Source organism: Bradyrhizobium sp. CSA112, assembly GCF_029051645.1.
Taxonomy (GTDB): domain Bacteria; phylum Pseudomonadota; class Alphaproteobacteria; order Rhizobiales; family Xanthobacteraceae; genus Bradyrhizobium.
This window is the reverse complement of record NZ_JAACFS010000002.1, coordinates 291,295-307,327: the sequence shown is the minus strand read 5'-3', so window position 1 is coordinate 307,327 and position 16,033 is coordinate 291,295. Positions and strand designations below refer to the sequence as shown.

At 63.1% G+C, this 16,033-nt stretch carries 16 protein-coding genes; 8 read left to right on the top strand and 8 right to left on the bottom strand.

What is annotated here, in order from left to right; all coding sequences use genetic code 11:
- Nucleotides 1-105: 105 nt before the first annotated feature.
- Nucleotides 106-459, top strand: a complete 354-nt coding sequence (locus GWE18_RS06385) for a cupin domain-containing protein (protein WP_275184942.1) — start codon at nucleotides 106-108, stop codon at nucleotides 457-459.
- Nucleotides 460-666: 207 nt separating this feature from the next.
- Here the strand turns inward: GWE18_RS06385 and GWE18_RS06380 are convergent, their stop codons facing one another.
- From GWE18_RS06380 to GWE18_RS06360, 5 genes are all read right to left on the bottom strand, one after another.
- Complete coding sequence (locus GWE18_RS06380; RefSeq protein ID WP_057849237.1) at nucleotides 667-906, bottom strand: hypothetical protein; 240 nt, start codon at nucleotides 904-906, stop codon at nucleotides 667-669.
- A 179-nt stretch (nucleotides 907-1,085) separates the two neighbouring features.
- Entirely contained in the window at nucleotides 1,086-1,802 is a 717-nt protein-coding gene (locus GWE18_RS06375) for an outer membrane protein (RefSeq protein ID WP_275184941.1), read from the bottom strand.
- Between the two features lie 320 nt (nucleotides 1,803-2,122).
- Nucleotides 2,123-3,169 (bottom strand): alpha/beta fold hydrolase, encoded by a 1,047-nt coding sequence (locus GWE18_RS06370; protein WP_275184940.1) that lies wholly within the window; start codon nucleotides 3,167-3,169, stop codon nucleotides 2,123-2,125.
- A 207-nt stretch (nucleotides 3,170-3,376) separates the two neighbouring features.
- Entirely contained in the window at nucleotides 3,377-3,799 is a 423-nt protein-coding gene (locus tag GWE18_RS06365; RefSeq protein ID WP_275184939.1) for a hypothetical protein, read from the bottom strand.
- A 206-nt stretch (nucleotides 3,800-4,005) separates the two neighbouring features.
- A complete protein-coding gene (locus tag GWE18_RS06360) occupies nucleotides 4,006-4,260 on the bottom strand; it encodes a hypothetical protein (protein WP_275184938.1) in 255 nt (84 codons plus the stop codon).
- Between the two features lie 282 nt (nucleotides 4,261-4,542).
- Between GWE18_RS06360 and GWE18_RS06355 the strand changes: the two genes are divergently transcribed.
- Nucleotides 4,543-5,079: a tetratricopeptide repeat protein gene (locus tag GWE18_RS06355; protein WP_275184937.1), complete on the top strand. Its 537-nt coding sequence runs from the start codon at nucleotides 4,543-4,545 to the stop codon at nucleotides 5,077-5,079.
- 217 nt (nucleotides 5,080-5,296) lie between these two features.
- Here the strand turns inward: GWE18_RS06355 and GWE18_RS06350 are convergent, their stop codons facing one another.
- Nucleotides 5,297-6,814, bottom strand: a complete 1,518-nt coding sequence (locus tag GWE18_RS06350) for a peptidase S10 (protein WP_275185161.1) — start codon at nucleotides 6,812-6,814, stop codon at nucleotides 5,297-5,299.
- Between the two features lie 300 nt (nucleotides 6,815-7,114).
- Here GWE18_RS06350 and GWE18_RS06345 point away from each other — a divergent pair, with 300 nt between their 5' ends.
- The 5 genes from GWE18_RS06345 to GWE18_RS06325 all read left to right on the top strand — a co-directional run bounded on the left by GWE18_RS06345 (nucleotide 7,115) and on the right by GWE18_RS06325 (nucleotide 12,238).
- On the top strand, nucleotides 7,115-7,837 hold the full coding sequence (locus tag GWE18_RS06345; protein WP_342804227.1) for a hypothetical protein: 723 nt from the start codon (nucleotides 7,115-7,117) through the stop codon (nucleotides 7,835-7,837).
- Between the two features lie 49 nt (nucleotides 7,838-7,886).
- Nucleotides 7,887-10,016, top strand: coding sequence for an adenylate/guanylate cyclase domain-containing protein (locus tag GWE18_RS06340; protein ID WP_275184936.1), 2,130 nt, complete (start codon nucleotides 7,887-7,889; stop codon nucleotides 10,014-10,016).
- Nucleotides 10,017-10,155: 139 nt separating this feature from the next.
- Nucleotides 10,156-10,935, top strand: a complete 780-nt coding sequence (locus GWE18_RS06335) for an NAD kinase (protein WP_057901589.1) — start codon at nucleotides 10,156-10,158, stop codon at nucleotides 10,933-10,935.
- A gap of 140 nt (nucleotides 10,936-11,075) precedes the next feature.
- A complete protein-coding gene (locus GWE18_RS06330; protein ID WP_057849217.1) occupies nucleotides 11,076-11,621 on the top strand; it encodes a response regulator in 546 nt (181 codons plus the stop codon).
- 38 nt (nucleotides 11,622-11,659) lie between these two features.
- Nucleotides 11,660-12,238 carry an Hpt domain-containing protein gene (locus GWE18_RS06325; protein WP_275184935.1) on the top strand — a complete coding sequence of 193 codons (579 nt, stop codon included), beginning with the start codon at nucleotides 11,660-11,662 and terminating at the stop codon, nucleotides 12,236-12,238.
- Between the two features lie 165 nt (nucleotides 12,239-12,403).
- On the opposite strand, the gene GWE18_RS06320 is transcribed toward GWE18_RS06325, so the two are convergent.
- Together GWE18_RS06320 and GWE18_RS06315 are read right to left on the bottom strand one after the other, a co-directional pair.
- Nucleotides 12,404-13,579, bottom strand: coding sequence for a DUF2336 domain-containing protein (locus GWE18_RS06320; protein WP_275184934.1), 1,176 nt, complete (start codon nucleotides 13,577-13,579; stop codon nucleotides 12,404-12,406).
- Between the two features lie 273 nt (nucleotides 13,580-13,852).
- A complete protein-coding gene (locus tag GWE18_RS06315; protein ID WP_275184933.1) occupies nucleotides 13,853-14,839 on the bottom strand; it encodes a transglycosylase SLT domain-containing protein in 987 nt (328 codons plus the stop codon).
- A gap of 283 nt (nucleotides 14,840-15,122) precedes the next feature.
- On the opposite strand from GWE18_RS06315, the gene mddA reads away from it, so the two are divergent.
- Complete coding sequence (mddA, locus tag GWE18_RS06310; RefSeq protein WP_275184932.1) at nucleotides 15,123-15,908, top strand: methanethiol S-methyltransferase; 786 nt, start codon at nucleotides 15,123-15,125, stop codon at nucleotides 15,906-15,908.
- The last annotated feature ends 125 nt before the right edge of the window (nucleotides 15,909-16,033 follow it).

The window sequence follows — 16,033 nt, the reverse complement described above, 5'->3', positions numbered from 1 at the left end:
GCGATATCTCGCCCGTGCGTCACCGTTCCGACGCAACTGCCCTCCGCCGCCATTGACGCAGTCGAACCTGACTGAGGGGTCTCCAGCCAAGGAAGAAAACGCGCAATGAAGGCACCCGCCAATCTTGTCGAAAAGCTCGCGACGTTTACGGATCGTTTCTCCCCGCGTACAGTTGCGACATACAACAACAACGACATCATGGTGGCCAAGCTGGAAGGGCCGTTCCACTGGCACAAGCATGACGAGACGGACGATTTTTTCCTTGTGCTCAAGGGGACGCTGGACATCGAGCTGCGGGATCGCACGGTCACCCTCAATGCCGGCGAGGTGTTTGTCGTGCCCAAGGGCATTGAGCATCGGCCCGTAGCGCGCGGGGAAGTGCATATCCTGCTGATTGAGCCGACGGGTACGCCGAATACGGGTGATCAGGCCACCGCGGCGCCGCGGATCCTCGCCTGAAGGACGAGGAAACCCGTAGCATAGGATCGCAGGCCGTCGCAGATTAGCTGATCGGAGCGCCCAACGGGCCGCTACCTCATAGCGCCACGGCGAAGCAATAGTGCCCTTCTTCATCGGCCGTGGCACGGCCGGGCGGGCGAACGACACCGCTCGGGGTATGGGTCCGTGGCATCAGCCGGGACGACATCCGAGGTGAAAAATCGGGTTCTACGGCGTTGCCGAGATCAGCGATGCCTGCTCCGAAGACAGGGTGACACAGGCCTTGCGCCGCTGCAGTCCCCTGATCGCACCGGTTACCTTGCGCACCTTGCCGGCCCCGCACGAGGGGTCCTGCACGAAGGCGATTTCATAGGGAGCAAGGATAAGCGGTTCGGATTTCAGGACAGTTTGAGCAAGGCACGGATACGCTGCTGCGGAAAAGATCAGCCCTAACGCAAAAACACGCATGTTCGTTGTCCCACCAGCCGGCCGGAACCATAATATCGGATCGTGACGAAAAGTTGCATGCAGCGCGAAATTTTTTTCGCGCCGCCAAAAAAATCCGGCGCACGCTCGCCTCGACATTCCCCAAACAAAAAGGCCGGCGTGAAGCCGGCCCTTTGCACGTGTCGATACCAAAGCCGGTATCAATATTTGCCAGCAGCAGGGCCACCCCAACCGAACCGGTAGTTCACGCCGACCTTGGCGGTGTGCTCGTCGTTGCGGAAGCTGCGGCCGGTGAGATCGACAGGACCGGATGTGAAGGTGGTGTCGCCGAAATTGTAATACTGGTACTCGGCCTTGGCCGACCAGTTCGGGGCGAACATGTATTCGAGGCCGCCGCCGACGGTGTAGCCGTCCTTGTGATTGCCGTCGGTGGTGAAGGCCGCCGGCGCGCCGGCCGCCGTCGTCACCCCCAGATTGTTGCCGTCGCGCCAGGCGTAACCGCCCTTGGCGTAGAGCAGCGCCGGACCCCAGGTGTAGCCGAGCCGGCCGGTCACCGAGCCGATCTGGTCGGTGTTGGAGGTTACGAGGGTGCCGCCCGGAAACAGGACGCCGTCATTATTGGAGCTGGGCAGCCAGCTATACTGGGCTTCGGCACCCAGCACCCAGTTCGGAGCGAACTGATAGTCGAAGCCGCCCTGCACGCCGCCGAGGAAGCGCGCGTCGCTGCCCTGCAGGGAGTCGTTCCCTGCAAAGGCGCCGCCGACATGGCCGCCGATGTAGAAGCCGGTCCAGTTGTAGACGACGGCCGGGGCGGTATACGCAGGTGCCTTGGTATAAGGCCGCGGCGGCATGTCAGCCGCAACAGCTGGAGCCGCCATGGCGGCCAGCGCGGCTGCGCCGAGCAGGATCTTCTTCATTTCACTTTCCCCGTTACGGACGTCGGATACCAAGCCAAACAACGTGACTTCATTTAGGTTGCTTTGCGGCAAGTACCCGCGACCCGATGGCGCGCCACTGTGACGGCACTGCAACAAAACGTTTTAGTTCCCTTGCACAAGGCCTTTTTCTCCGTTAAGGAGGTAGCTTCCCGCTTAGTTGATGTCCGCGATGACTAAAGCAAGGTTCAACCCTCGCCGAAAAGTGATCCAAATTTGTTCACGGTTCCGTCCCGGGAACGTCGGAAGACACGGCAGCGCCGGCAAGCCTTTGCGGCCGCCGGCGGCCAGACATCCCGCACTCAGCGAGCGACTTCGATGACGGCGTCGGCAAAGGCCTGCGGCGCTTCCTGCGGCAGGTTATGTCCGATCCCGCCGGTGATGAGGCGGTGGGCATATTTGCCGGAAAACTTCCTGGCATAGACTTTGGGGTCCGGATGCGGCGCGCCGTTGGCGTCACCTTCAAGGGTGATGGTGGGCACTGCGATGACCGGAAATTCAGCCAGCTGCTTTTCCAGCTTGTCGTATTTCGATTCGCCCGGGGCAAGACCGAGCCGCCAGCGATAATTGTGGATCACGATGGCCACATGGTCGGGGTTGTCGAAGGACGCGGCGCTCCGCTCAAAGGTAGCGTCATCGAAACTCCACTTCGGCGAGGCGAGCTGCCAGATCAGCTTGGAAAACTCGCGCCGGTATTTCTCGTAACCCAGCCTGCCGCGCTCGGTCGCAAAATAGTACTGGTACCACCATTGCAATTCGGCGGATGGCGGCAGCGGCTTCTCGTTGGCCTGCTGACTGCCGATCAGATAGCCGCTGACCGAGACCAGCGCCTTGACGCGCTGCGGCCAGATCGCCGCGACGATGTCGGCGGTCCGGGCGCCCCAGTCGAAGCCGGCCACGACCGCCTTGTCGATCTTCAGCGCATCCATCAGGGCGATGACGTCGGTGGCGAGCGCGCCCTGCTGGCCGTTGCGCGGCGTCTCGCCTGAGAGGAAGCGCGTCGTGCCATAGCCGCGCAGATAGGGCGCTATCACCCGAAACCCTGCCGACGCCAGCAACGGGAAGACGTCGACGAAAGCGTGGATGTCGTAGGGCCAGCCGTGCAGGAGAATGACGGCGGGGCCATCGGCCGGTCCGGCTTCCGCGTAACCGATATTGAGGACGCCGGCCTCGATCTGTTTCAGCGCGGCGAACGAAGTATGGGTACCCGGCCTGATCGCACCCGCCCCGGGTTTTGCGTCGCCGGACTGCGCAAATAGCGCGCCGTTCAAGGCAAACGGTGCGGCCGCAAGTGTTACGGCGGCGGTGCCGAGGAAGCGGCGGCGGTCAGGGTTGACGTGCTGGGACATGGCTCTCACTCCAGTGTTTTATCTTATACGATTAAATCGTATCCGATGTATTGGCTTGCTCGGTCTAATGTCAACCCTTCCGATTTAATCGCATGCGATATATGCATCACTCTCGTGTGGAGACAGGAGGAGATCCTGCCAAGGAAGCTGCAAAGACGAACCCGGCCAACCCCGGCGCTCCGCACTTCCACGCAAACACACCTGGAATTAGCGCGTCATTTTCTCCAGTTCCGCGAATGGCGCGTACGTCACCCCCGCACAGGGCTCGACGGCATTTTCGATAATGCGGTCGAACCGGCCGTCGACAAAAAGCATGGCGCGTTCGCGCGGCTCGCGGTAGCCGCCGTCGGATTCGCGCGCGCTGAAGCGCAGACAGACGACGTAGCGCAGCCGTCCGCCGACCACGCGCTCGACCGGCTCGGCCATGACGGCATCGCGCACGCCAACGGGATTGTTGAGATAGGTCTTCAGAAACGACTGCACTTCGGTGCGGTAGTTTTTCGGAAACGGCTGGCTGGAGACGCCACGATCCTCGGTAAAAGTGATCGGCTTGCTGTCATCGCTGGCGGCACAAGCCGAAAGCGCGATCGGCAACAACACCATCGCCGCAATTTTGAACGAACGCCCCAAGCGAACTCTTCCCCTCACCAAGTGCCGTCTCTTAGACCGCCTCGCGATGGAATGGAATTCGCAACTCGGTTATTGCAGCATATCGCTCTCGAAAAGTTGAGTACGCGCCAGCCCACCGCCATTAGCAAAGCAAATGGCGTGTGGGCTGGCCTGACATTCGCAGGCGCGGGGGCAATGGGGGCGAAACCCGCGCCGGCGAATCAGAGCTAGCTGCGTTTTGCGGCCGGCTTCACATGCTTGACCGCGACGTGTGGTTTCGCGTGCGTCTTGTGCGAGCCGGTTTGCTTGTGATCGCGCGCCGTCCGCGCATTGGCCTTCAATGCCTTCGTTTTATCCTGCTCCGCCTTCACGGCGGGCGCCTGTGCGGTCGGTGCCTGAACGGTCTTGCCCGGCGTGCCGGCAAGTGCGGGCGCGGCGATAACGGAAACGGCAACGAGCGCTGCGGAAATGGTCTTGAGCATGGTTGTCTCCTTTTCCATGGGGGACCCGCGGGCATTTCCGGTCGAAAGGCCGGGCTCGCCGATCGTGCAGGCGACGCTAGCGGCCGTGCACTGAACCTCTTCTGAATCGAACTTTCGGGCGCCGTTCATCTGAATGACATCTTCGTCATGTCCGTTGACGGCGGACCGCTGATGAAAATTGGCGGAATCGAGGTAAAGGGCGCGGGAATGTTGTTAGGCGCCAGGGGTTCAAACCAGCGGGCTTCGGTGTAGGATCGCCGAACCGGCCATCAGGAGAATTGCATGAATAAATTAGCGATCAGGCTTTTGACTCTCGCAATGCTGTCGCTCGCGCTTGCGGCAGCCCCTGTCGTTTCCGTCGTCTACGCCGCGGCCGACAACGATCCGCCTCCGCCGCCGAAGAAGAAAAAGAAGTCCAGCGAGGCCCGTCCCGGCAGCGAACAAACCGCGTTCGCCGACGGCTATCGCGCCGCCTATGCTGCGATCTACCAGCGCCACGACTATTCTTCGGCGATCGCACAGCTCAAGGCGCTCGGCCGCGACGACACAGCCGCCGTCGCCAATCTGATCGGCTACTCCTATCGCCAGCTCGGCGACTACAAGGTCTCGCAGATCTGGTACGAGCGTGCGCTCAAGGCCGATCCGAACCACGTCAAGACCTGGCAGTATTACGGCCTGTGGCAGGTCGAACAGGGCAACCGCGATCAGGCGCAATATCACCTGAACCGGATTGCCCAGCTTAGCGGCACGAACAGCGAGGAATATCGCTCGCTCGCCGCGGCGCTGGAGAAGCCGCCGGGAACGGGGCTGGTTTATTGAGCGCTAACCTCTCCTCGTCATTGCGAGGAGCTCGCGACAAAATTGCAAAGCAATTTTGCGCTGAAGCGACGAAGCAATCCATCTGTCCGTTATGCCGTGACATGGATTGCTTCGCGGAGCCTGTCATCCGGCGGCGCTACGCGCCGACCGGGTGGCTCGCAATGACGAACAATAAACGGCGCGGTCGTCTGACCGCGCCGTTTCTGTTTTGACTTCCCTACTTCACCAGCGCCTCGACTTCCGCGCGGAATGCCTGACGCGCGCCGTCGCGTGAATAGAACATGTGGCCGCCTGGATAGACGACGAGTTTCACGCGATCCGGGCTGGCAAAGGCCGGCAACTGGTCGAGGATCACCTTCGAGGCGAAATAGGGCGTTGCGAGATCAAACAACCCATGGCCGACCAGCAATTTCGTTTTCGGGTCGAGCGCGAGAATCTGGCGAAGCTGTGAAACCGACTCGGCCGGTCCGCGGCCGAAATCCCACGAGCGGTTCACGCTCTCGCTGAGCAGGTGATACGAGCCATCCGGCCGCCAGTTGAGTTTGCGCGTGGTGAGCTCGACGGCGGCGCTGGTCAGCGGCGCCTTCAGCGGATCGCCGGAAGGATCGCCGAAATGCGCGGAATTCGAATCCGGATATGGATCGAAGCCGATGACCGAGGCGTCATAGCGTCCGGTCACCCTGCCGTTGCGGCGATCGAACTCCCGGCGGAATTCGCTGACTTCAAGGCGGCCGGCGAGCCTGCGGCTCACGGCCTGATCGATGCCGGTCAGCGCGGCTACCTTGTCGGCAAGCCGGGTGGTGGCCTGTGTGTCCACCTGCCCCTTGATGAGGTCGGTGAGAAATTCGCCCTGCGCGTAGCGTTCGACGTCGGCGAGATCGGCGCGCGTCAGCGGCGCCTTGCCCGCTTCCCTCACCTCGCGCGCCACCGCAGCCATGGTCGGGAGTGTGTTCATGTATTGCAGCAGGCTCGAGCCGGAGAAATCACGAAAGTCGAGCAAGGGCGACACCAGAATCAACCCGCGCACGCCGACGCCCTGCTGGGTCTGCAGGTTGCGGACGATCTTCGGCCCGCGAATGCCGCCATAGCTCTCGCCGGCGACGAATTTCGGCGATGAAAGCCGGTCGTATTTTTCCAGCCAGCGACGGATCACGAGTGCGATCGAACTGACATCGCCATCGACCGAGAAGAAGCGCTTGCGCACGTCCTCGCCGGACGCGACGAAGCGGCTGTAGCCGGTGCCGACAGGATCGATGAAAACCAGGTCGGTGAAGTCGAGCCAGGTCTCGGCATTGGGCAACAGATCGGGAGTTGCCGACGACACCGCGCCATCGCCGCCGATCTGCAGCCGCCACGGCCCGGCCGCGCCCAATTGCAGCCAGGCGGAGGATGCGCCCGGCCCGCCGTTGAACAGAAACGTCACCGGCCGGCGCGCGTGATCGGTGCCGTCGAGCTGGTAGGAGGTATAGGCGATGTCGGCCTGCGGTTCGCCCTTGTCGTCGAACAAGCGGATCGAACCCGCGGTGGCGGAGAAATCGAGTGTGCGTCCGGGCAGCGTCACCGTCTGTTTTGTCGTGGAATCCGGCGGCAGACGATGTTGTTCGGCGGCGGGCGGCGGCGTGGCGCTACCCCGCCCTGCCCCGCCCCTCTCGCCGGATGGGGACGGCGACGGCGTTGCCGCCGGCTGCCGCTGCGAAGACGGGGCGATGGCGTCCTGGGCGTACGCGTCGGCCATGCAGCACAGGGCCAGAAGCGCAACGGCTAAGCGCATCTGACGCTGCGCCGTGAAACGAAAAGCCATGGGGTTGCTCCCTGTGTCCTGCGATCCCGAAGCCCCTCGAATTCTGCCGCAACACTGCGACAATGAGGCGGTGGTGCACAACAATGAGGAACCTTGCCGAAAATCACAATCCCGACAGCATCACGTGAGAAAATGGCCGGCACGTCCGATGGTTGTCCCCGCCGACCATTAGGTGCTATCGGTCGGTTCCGTCGGCGTACCGGCCGAGCATTTTTGATCCATCCATGAAACCATTTGCGCGCTGGCGCGACTAATGAACCTGCGCTTTTCAATGGGGTTTTAAATATGAAACGTACGATTGCTGTTTGTCTCGGCCTGCTGGCGCTGGTTTCTCCGGCCGCCGCAGATTCGCCGGCCGCGGTGGTCGAAGAAGTTCAGGGCAAGGTCACCGGCGTGGAATTCATGGATTATGTGACGCCCAAAGCGGTCATCAAGATCGGCGACGGCGGCTCCATCATTCTCAGCTACCTGAAGTCATGCCGGCGCGAGACGATCAGCGGCGCCGGCACGGTCATCGTCGGCACCGAGGAAAGCGCCGTTCATCTCGCCGAGGTGAAGGCCGAGAAGACGAATTGCGATTCCAATCAGGCAAACGCGACCACACGCGAAACCAGCGGCGTCGCCGCTACCGTGCTGCGCAGCGTCGACAACAGCAAAGCGGCTTCCTCGGTCCAGGCGCAACTCACCCTTTACGGTGCATCGCCGCTGGTGGAGGCCAAGGGACGCGGCAAGCTAATCATTCGGCGCCTCGACGTGCCGGGCGAGCGTCAGGAGATCAGTCTGGGCGGCACCCAGCTCAAGGGACGGTTCCTCGATTTTGCCAGCGAAAACGTCGCGCTGGCTCCCGGTGGCCTTTACGCCGCCACGTTCAAATCATCGCAGATCGTGTTCCGGGTGGATGCGCAGGCCAAACCCGGCGCGACGCCGATCGTCGGCCGGCTGCTGCGGATGCAATAGGCGTAACGGGCCGTCCCGCTTGAGAATCAGGCGCAGCACGCGCGACAGGATGGTGGTTGCCGCCATCGCGCTGGTCTGCGCCGCGGCTTCGGTTTCTCCGGCGGCCAGACCGATCCGCGGGCTATCGCTCGATATCCTCACCGCACTGCGCTGGGAGACGTTCGGCCGCAGACAGGATCCGGCCGCTTCGCCGGCGGTCGTCGTAGCGATCGACGAGGAAAGCCTGCGTACCGCGCCGTTGAAGGGTGCGCCGATGCTGACCTGGACCGGGGAGATCGGCCGCGTGCTGTCAGCGACACTCGAAGGCGGCGCCAAGGTGGCCGGCTTCGACATTGTGATCCAAACCTCGATCGAACAGTCGGAGATTCCGTTCGGCGAGGGCATGCTCGGCGAGAAAGTCCGTGGCTTCGACCGCGACTTCCTTCGTGCGCTCGCCGGTGCGGCGGCGAACGGCAAGGTGGTGCTGGGAGAAACCCTGGGCGGCAACCAGGCGGTCAGGCCATCGCCGGGACAGCGCGTCGCCGTACGCCAGCAGCAGAACATCCGCCCGCTCAACGTTCATATCGACAGCGACGACATCGTGCGGCGCTTGCCGCTGAGCTTTACCGTCAACGGGGCAAGGGTGCCCTCGATGGCGGTCGAACTGGCCTCGCGGGCGCTGCGTGCTACACCCGAGTTCGATGACCGCGGCAGGCTGACGCTTGCCGGTTACCAGGTTCCCGGCCGGGTGCCGAACACGATGACGCTGAATTTCGAGGGCGGCGCCGACGACGTTCCGACCTTCTCATTCGCCGATCTGCGCGCGTGCGCCGTCAAGAACGACAAGGATTATTTCCGGCGCTGGTTCGCCGGAAAGGTCGTCATTTTCGGCAGCGTTCTCGATATCGAGGACCGCCGGCAGACCTCCAAGCGCTTTGCGACCGGCATCGAAGGCGCGCGCGCACCGCGCTGCGCGGCCGAGAGCACGCCGGTCACCGCAGGCTACAGGATCAGCACGATCGCCGGCGTCTATATCCATGCTACGGCAGTCAACAATCTGATCCGGCGCAATGCCGTGGTCGAGCCGGGCCCGCTGTCGCGCTTCCTGATCTCTGCCCTGTTTGCCGCGCTGGCCGCTATCGCGGCATGGCGGCTGAGACCGCTCAGCGCGGCGCTGGCCTGGACCGCCATGATCGTGCTCGGCGTTGCCGGCGCCACGATCGCCTTCAACCAGGCGCTGGCGCTGCCGATCGCCGAGCCGTTCCTGGCAAGCCTTTTCGCGCTCGCCGCCACGATCGGCTTCCGCTTCGTCGTTGCCGACAAGGACCGCCGCCTGCTGCAGAAGAGCTTTGCGCTCTATCTAGCCCCGCACGTCATCAACCGGATGCTGTCATCGAGCAAATTGCCCGAGCTCGGCGGCGAGACCCGCAACGTGACGGTGTTCTTCTCCGACATCGAAGGCTTTTCGCTGATCGCGGAAAAGATGTCGCCCGACAGCCTGATGGAGCTGATGAACGAATATCTTTCGGCGATGACCGACGTCATCGAGAGCCATGGCGGATATGTCGACAAATATATCGGCGACTCCATCGTGGCGGTGTTCGGCGCACCAGCCGACGATCCCGACCATGCCGCCAATGCGGCGCGCACCGCGCTGGATTGCTGCACGCAACTGGCAGAACTCAACGATTCCTCAGCCCTCTTCCGCGAATGCAAGCTGGCGCAGCGGATCGGCATCAATTCCGGCGAGGCGCTGGTCGGCAATTTCGGATCGCGGCGGCGCTTCAACTACTCGGTGATGAGCGACGCGGTGAACCTGGCTTCGCGGCTGGAGGGCGCCAACAAGTTCTACGGCACCACCGTCATCGCTTCCGAGACGACTGTCGCGCTAGCCGGCGAGGCCTTCGCCTGGCGCGAACTCGACGCTATCAGGGTCAAGGGGCGAACCCAGGCGCTGAAGATCTACGAGTTGCTGGCGCTGTCGGCCGGGCTGACGTCCTCGCAAGCGACATTGATCGCCAACTACGCCGACGGGCTTGCGCACTGGCGGGCCCGCGAGTTCGGGCGCGCTGCGCAGTGTTTCGGCCGCTCCGCCGATATCGACCGGCCGGCGTCGTTATTTGCCGAGCGGGCCCGGGTATTGGCCAAAAACCCGCCGGGCGAGGATTGGGACCCGATCCGGACGTTGCAGGAAAAATGACGCCCTGATGACCGCCGGTTTACGTTACCGGCGCGAAAGGCCGGTTCGGCCATCTCGACAAGCCCCGACAAGGTGTATAGACGAGCGCGGCGCAATCCGGCGCCCCCAGTCCTGGCGTTACCCAAGAGTTCGTCGTCCGATGGCCACCCCCAAGCGATACGACCGGATCGCCTTCGTCGCGAGCGCAGGCGCCGAGGCGCAGACCGCGCTGGCGCAGCTCACCAAGCTCTATGGCAATCACGATGCCGACGACGCCGACGTCGTGGTGGCGCTTGGCGGCGACGGATTGATGCTGCAGACGCTGCACCGGCATATGCGCTCGGGCAAGCCGATCTACGGCATGCATCGCGGCACCATCGGCTTTTTGATGAACGAGTTCACCACGCACGATCTGCATACGCGGCTGGCGGCGGCGCGGGAATCCCTGATCAACCCACTCCTGATGCGCGCCACCGACGTCCATGGCGCGGTGCATCTGCATCACGCCATCAACGAGGTCGCGCTGTTTCGCCAGACCAACCAGGCCGCGCATCTGCGCATCCTGATCGACGAGCACGAGCGCATGGCGGAATTGATCGCCGACGGCATCCTGGTGGCGACGCCCGCTGGCTCGACTGCTTATAATTTGTCGGCGCAGGGACCGATCCTGCCGATCAACGCCGCGCTGTTGGCGCTGACCCCGATCAGCGCGTTCCGCCCGCGTCGCTGGCGCGGTGCCCTGCTCCCCAACTCCGCTTTCGTGGTGATCGAGGTGCTCGAGGGCGAAAAGCGCCCGGTCGCAGCGGCCGCCGACCATGACGACGTGCGCGATGTCCGCCGCGTCGAGGTGCTGTCCGACAAGACGATCTCGATGCGGATGCTGTTCGACCCCGGTCACAGCCTCGAGGAACGCATCCTGCGCGAGCAGTTCGGATACTGACGCCGTCGTCCCTGCGCGACCGTTGAGAGAAAATATCGCTGTCCGACCTCTATCAGGAGGTCGGCTTCGCAACCATTCCTTAACGGGCGCCGCGATATGGTTAACGCCAGTATACCGTTTTGCTTGGGCCGGGCCGTTCCATGTATCGCATCGACTTCAACAAGCTGCGATTTCTGATTTGCGACGACAATCCGCATATGCGCCGCATCCTGCGGACGCTCTTGCATTCGTTCGGCGCACGCGAGGTCTATGAGGCCGAAGACGGCGCCACCGCGCTGGAAATGTACAGCCACTATGTGCCCGACATCGTCATCACTGACTGGGCGATGCCGATCTTCGACGGCCTCGAACTCGCGCAGATGATCCGGCAGCCGGAATCCAAGGGCAATCCCTACGCCCCGATCATCATGCTGACCGGGCATTCGGAGAAACGACGCGTGACGGTTGCGCGCGATGCTGGCGTCACCGAGTTTTTGGCCAAACCGATCTCGGCCAAGGGACTCTACCAGCGCATTCTCAACGTCGTCGCCAGCCCGCGCCCCTTCATCAAGACCAAGACCTATTTCGGCCCGGACCGGCGGCGTAACACCAACAACGCCTATATCGGCCCCGAGCGCCGGGTCGGCGGCGAGATGGAAGTGATGCAGCAGCCGTCGCTGCTCGACAAGGCGCGGTCGAACATCTAAGCGCAGCCCTCATCCAAGCGCAGCCTGGAGATACCATCATGGCGAAAGAAAAGCCCGGGACGCTGCAGATCAAGTCGTTTGCCGATCACCACGTGATCACGCAGCCCAATCCGTTGCGCAAGGTATTGCTGCGCGTTCCCGAATCCGATCTCGACGATCCCGTCGGGCGCGCCGAAAAGGCGCTGGCCGGATTGTCCGGCGAATTCAAGAGCTGGATGACAATCGAGGCGGACCGCCTCTCGGCCGCGCACGCGGTCGTTCTCCGCGACGGCTTCACCATCGACAACCGCGAAGAGCTGTTTCGCGCCGCCCATGACATCAAGGGCGACGCCGCCACGTTCGGCTTCCCTTCCGCGGGCGCTGCCGCCGAAAGCCTGTGCCGCATCATCGAACATGCGCCTGACCTCCACCTGGTCCCGGCGGAGCTGATCACCCATCACATCAACGCCATTCAGGCGATCGTGCGCGAGCGCACCAAGCTCGACACCGCCGTGATGGCGAGCAAACTGAGCAAGCAGCTCCGCGGCGTCGCCGATGAATTCCTGCTCAAGGTCAACCGCGACCGCCCCGAGCATCTCGAAGCCATTCTGGCGCCGAGCATCGTTCCGGCGGAGTGAGAGTCGCCTCTCTCTCGTCGTCGTCCCTGCGAACGCAGGGACCCATAACCACGGCCGTTTGTGGTGAGCGAAAGCCGTCGACCAGCATTTTTCAATGGATAAGCCGCGGCGTATGGGTCCCTGCGTTCGCAGGGACGACACCGAGTGTGTTGTCGCAGGATCGGCTTACGCCGCGATCAGATCGCGCGCGGGCGGCACGAACGCTTCGTCGGCGACCAACTCCTCGCAGAACATGCGGGCTTCTTCGCGCGCGGACTCGGTTGCAAAACGCCGCAGCAAGATCAAGAGCGGCTCGGCGGCCTTGCGGTCGGTCGCGCAATGGGTCAGCACGCGCTCGACCATGCGGCGGCGCAGTCGCGCGGCTCCGCCGATCGTATCGACATAGCCGGTTTCATGGCTGACCTCGAGCGCCACGCGAAACGCCGCGAAGGTCGATTCGGGAAAGCCTGCGCGGATCAGCAGCGCCTGCAGGCTGGCGCCGCCGCGGTCATGCAGCAGCGCTGTCACGCGGGCCAGCGGCAGGTCGGCCAATTCGGCGAGCGCGGAATCGAACAGTTCGAGATTGCCCGACAATAGCGCGCGCAGGATCAGGCCGGCGGTCAATTGCCCGGTCGCGCGCAGGTGCCGCACCAGACCAGCCATGTCCTCGCCGCGCGACCGCGCTGCGATATTCACGGCCGAGCGCTCGCGCGCTTCGCTCGCAAGCCGCCCTGCCCGGTCGGCGCTGAGCCAGTTGCGCGCGACGACGAACTGCGCCAGCGTTTCGGAGAGCTTGGCGACCAGCGCCACGCGGGTGGCGGCGGGCAAGCCTTCCAGCACCAGCATCGATTCCCTGATAGCGGCGAGATGGCCGTGACGTTCGACGATGCGGTCCCAGGAAAACGGCGCCAGTTCGGCATAGGCATTTTCGATCAGTTCGAGCGCCGCGGCCGCCGAGCCGACTTCGGCAATCGCAGCGGAAACCGAGGGCGGCAGATTGATGCGGCGAGCTATGGCGCATTGCGTATCGCTGTTGCCGGTCGCGACGATGTCGACGAGGTCGGCATCGATCAGAAGCGGTGAATGTTCGAGTACTGGCAGCGCAATGGAGGGCTGATCGAGCGCAAGCGCCTGCACGATGGCCGCCGGCGCTTCGGCGCTGCGCGAAAATACTTCCGCCATGGCCTGGCGGACCAGCGGCGATGGATCGTCGAGCAGCATCAGCAGCGCGCCTTCGGCGGCGATGCGATCGTCCTCGGAAAGATCTGAAATCAACCAGGCCCGCGCCAACGCCCGCGTCGCCTCTGCCCGCTCGCCTGCCGGAGCGGTACGAATCCAACTGATGAACTGCCGAACGATCATGGTCCTGGCTTACGCAACGTGAGACGACACCGTGACGCGGTGCCACTATTAGAAAAAATAAACCATGACGCTTAACAAAGGGTTCACCATAAACGGCTGGTTTTATTGACGTTTTGTTAAGGGTGGAAGGACGGCTTGCCGTCTGCCGTTCCCCGGATGCTGCGCAACACGCAGTGTTGCGCTGCTGATCCGGAGTCCATCCAAGGCCGCGCGGGTCCCGGTTCTGCGACGCATCGCTTCGCGCTGCATCGCGCCCGGGACGTGCGTCTGCGCTCAGCTACCGAACGTGCCGAAGCGGTCGCTGAAGAGGTCGAGCCGGCCGGGCGCGCGGACCTCGGGCGTTACTGATGCAACCTTGCCCCACAATTCCTGAACCGCCGACGAGATCGGCTGCACGCGTTCGCCGGCCTGAAACAGCGAACGGAACATCGGCTCCGCCTGTGATGAAGCGGTCTGCGATGCTGCCGCAACCGGCGTCACGCTGCGCTGATCCGGGAAGCTCGAGAGATAGGCCGCGTTGTCGATCGCCATCGTCGCCGGCGCGGCGCTCGCGACGTTGATGCGTCTTGGCAGATCGCCGCCGACGGCCGCCATCGCCGTGCGCGTCACCGGCGAGTTGGCGGCGGCGGCGTAACGCGTGCTCAGCACCGAATAAACCTGCGAGACGCTGCGCGCCTGCCCCGAGCGGTCGTAGAAGATCGACTGGTTGGCCGCGGCCGCGTTCGGAAACATCCGCGCTGCCGATACGTTCGGATTGTCTTCAGCGCTCTGGATCAACTTGCCGGCGCCGCCGACGCCCATGAAATGCGCCATATAGAGTTCGGCATCGGTCGGACGACGGCCGATCTTGCCGGTCAGTTTGAAACTGTTGGACTGCGTCAGTACTGCCGCCATCGATGAGGCGGCGTCCGGATCGTCGCGCAGCTTCATGATTGCGGCGCGCGCTGCGGGATCGTCGACCGAATAGCTGCCCGAGGGATTTTTGGTGATGGCGTCGGCATATTGGCTATAGCCGAGATGGGCGCCCGCCTCTTTCACCGTGCCGAGCCAAGTCTGGTCGATGAACTGAAACAGCCCGCGCGCCGACGAGGTGGTGGCGGCGGCCTTCGGGTTGAAGTTGGATTCCATCTTCGCGGTGGCGAGCAGATATTCGAAGCTGGCGCCGGTGGTCGAAGCGGCCTGCCTGATCGAGCCGGCAATCTTCAGACGCGCGGGATCGACACCTGCCGCAGCCGTGGCGCTTGTTGTGTCGACCGCCATGTCTCTGGTGCCCCGCTCCTCGCGAAACCTCGCGCGGGCTCTCAAGGCACCGGCAATCAGTGCCTAATAGGGGGCCGAGACTGCCGCAATTATGGTTAATGGCCCGTTAAGGGGCTCCTGCCAAAAAAAAGCCGCAGCACGGGTTGAACATTTCGGTCGATCGACCGACCTAATATTGAGCGGTCACGCGCCGCTTGAATGACGGGAAATGCCGGGGCGACGGGTTCCCGACGACGAACATTGAAAGGGCATCCCTTCAACTTTCCAGAAACAGGATCGACTCATGAGTGATCAAGCCATCCGTTCTCCTTCTGCGAAGTCCACCGCCGGCGGCCTGGTTGCGATGCTCTATGGCATCGTCACTTACCTATTGTTTCTGGCCGCCTTCCTCTATGCGATTGCCTTCGTGGGCAACCTGCCGGTGCCGAAAACCATCGACAGCGGCCGGCCGGAGCCATTCATTCCATCACTGATCATCAATGTCCTGCTGCTCGGCGTGTTCGCGGTCCAGCACAGTGTGATGGCGCGCCCCGCCTTCAAGCGGTGGTGGACACGCGTCGTACCGCCGTCGGTCGAGCGTACGACCTACGTGCTGTTTGCCAGCGTCGCATTGCTGCTGCTCTACTGGCAATGGCGGCCGATGACAGGCATCGTATGGTCGGCGACCGATCCGGTTGCGGCAATTGTCCTTCAGACGATTTCCTGGATCGGCTGGACGGTGGTGCTCGCCAGCACCTTCATGATCAACCATTTCGAGCTGTTCGGCTTGCGCCAGGTGCTGGCGCGCCTTCTCGGGCGCGAGTTGCCCCCGGCCGAGTTCAAAACGCCAATGTTCTATAAGGTCGTTCGGCATCCGATCTATCTTGGCTTCTTGCTTGCGTTCTGGGCGACGCCGACGATGACGGTCGGTCATCTGGTGTTCGCCATCGCCACCACCGGCTACATCCTGATCGGCATATGGCTGGAGGAGCGCGACCTGATAGCGCTATTCGGCGACCAGTACCGACGCTACCGGCAGCAGGTGTCCATGCTGATCCCGCTGCCACGACATAAGGCGAAGGTAGGGTGACATGCATTGGTTGTTTCACAGTGCCCGGCTTGACGCCGGGCATCGGTCTTCCGACGGCTGGAGGGCAAAACGCCGAGCCTGGCCATTTCGACCGGATTTCATGTAGCGTCTTGGCTACTTCCATC

Coding starts and splice junctions, on each gene's coding strand:
- GWE18_RS06340 (WP_275184936.1), top strand. CDS start 7,887: ATGGTGGTTGCCGCCATCGCGCTGGTCTGCGCCGCGGCTTCGGTTTCT.
- GWE18_RS06350 (WP_275185161.1), bottom strand. CDS start 6,814: ATGGCCGACGCGTACGCCCAGGACGCCATCGCCCCGTCTTCGCAGCGG.
- GWE18_RS06370 (WP_275184940.1), bottom strand. CDS start 3,169: ATGTCCCAGCACGTCAACCCTGACCGCCGCCGCTTCCTCGGCACCGCC.
- GWE18_RS06330 (WP_057849217.1), top strand. CDS start 11,076: ATGTATCGCATCGACTTCAACAAGCTGCGATTTCTGATTTGCGACGAC.
- GWE18_RS06375 (WP_275184941.1), bottom strand. CDS start 1,802: ATGAAGAAGATCCTGCTCGGCGCAGCCGCGCTGGCCGCCATGGCGGCT.
- mddA (WP_275184932.1), top strand. CDS start 15,123: ATGAGTGATCAAGCCATCCGTTCTCCTTCTGCGAAGTCCACCGCCGGC.
- GWE18_RS06360 (WP_275184938.1), bottom strand. CDS start 4,260: ATGCTCAAGACCATTTCCGCAGCGCTCGTTGCCGTTTCCGTTATCGCC.
- GWE18_RS06380 (WP_057849237.1), bottom strand. CDS start 906: ATGCGTGTTTTTGCGTTAGGGCTGATCTTTTCCGCAGCAGCGTATCCG.
- GWE18_RS06325 (WP_275184935.1), top strand. CDS start 11,660: ATGGCGAAAGAAAAGCCCGGGACGCTGCAGATCAAGTCGTTTGCCGAT.
- GWE18_RS06320 (WP_275184934.1), bottom strand. CDS start 13,579: ATGATCGTTCGGCAGTTCATCAGTTGGATTCGTACCGCTCCGGCAGGC.
- GWE18_RS06315 (WP_275184933.1), bottom strand. CDS start 14,839: ATGGCGGTCGACACAACAAGCGCCACGGCTGCGGCAGGTGTCGATCCC.
- GWE18_RS06355 (WP_275184937.1), top strand. CDS start 4,543: ATGAATAAATTAGCGATCAGGCTTTTGACTCTCGCAATGCTGTCGCTC.
- GWE18_RS06335 (WP_057901589.1), top strand. CDS start 10,156: ATGGCCACCCCCAAGCGATACGACCGGATCGCCTTCGTCGCGAGCGCA.
- GWE18_RS06385 (WP_275184942.1), top strand. CDS start 106: ATGAAGGCACCCGCCAATCTTGTCGAAAAGCTCGCGACGTTTACGGAT.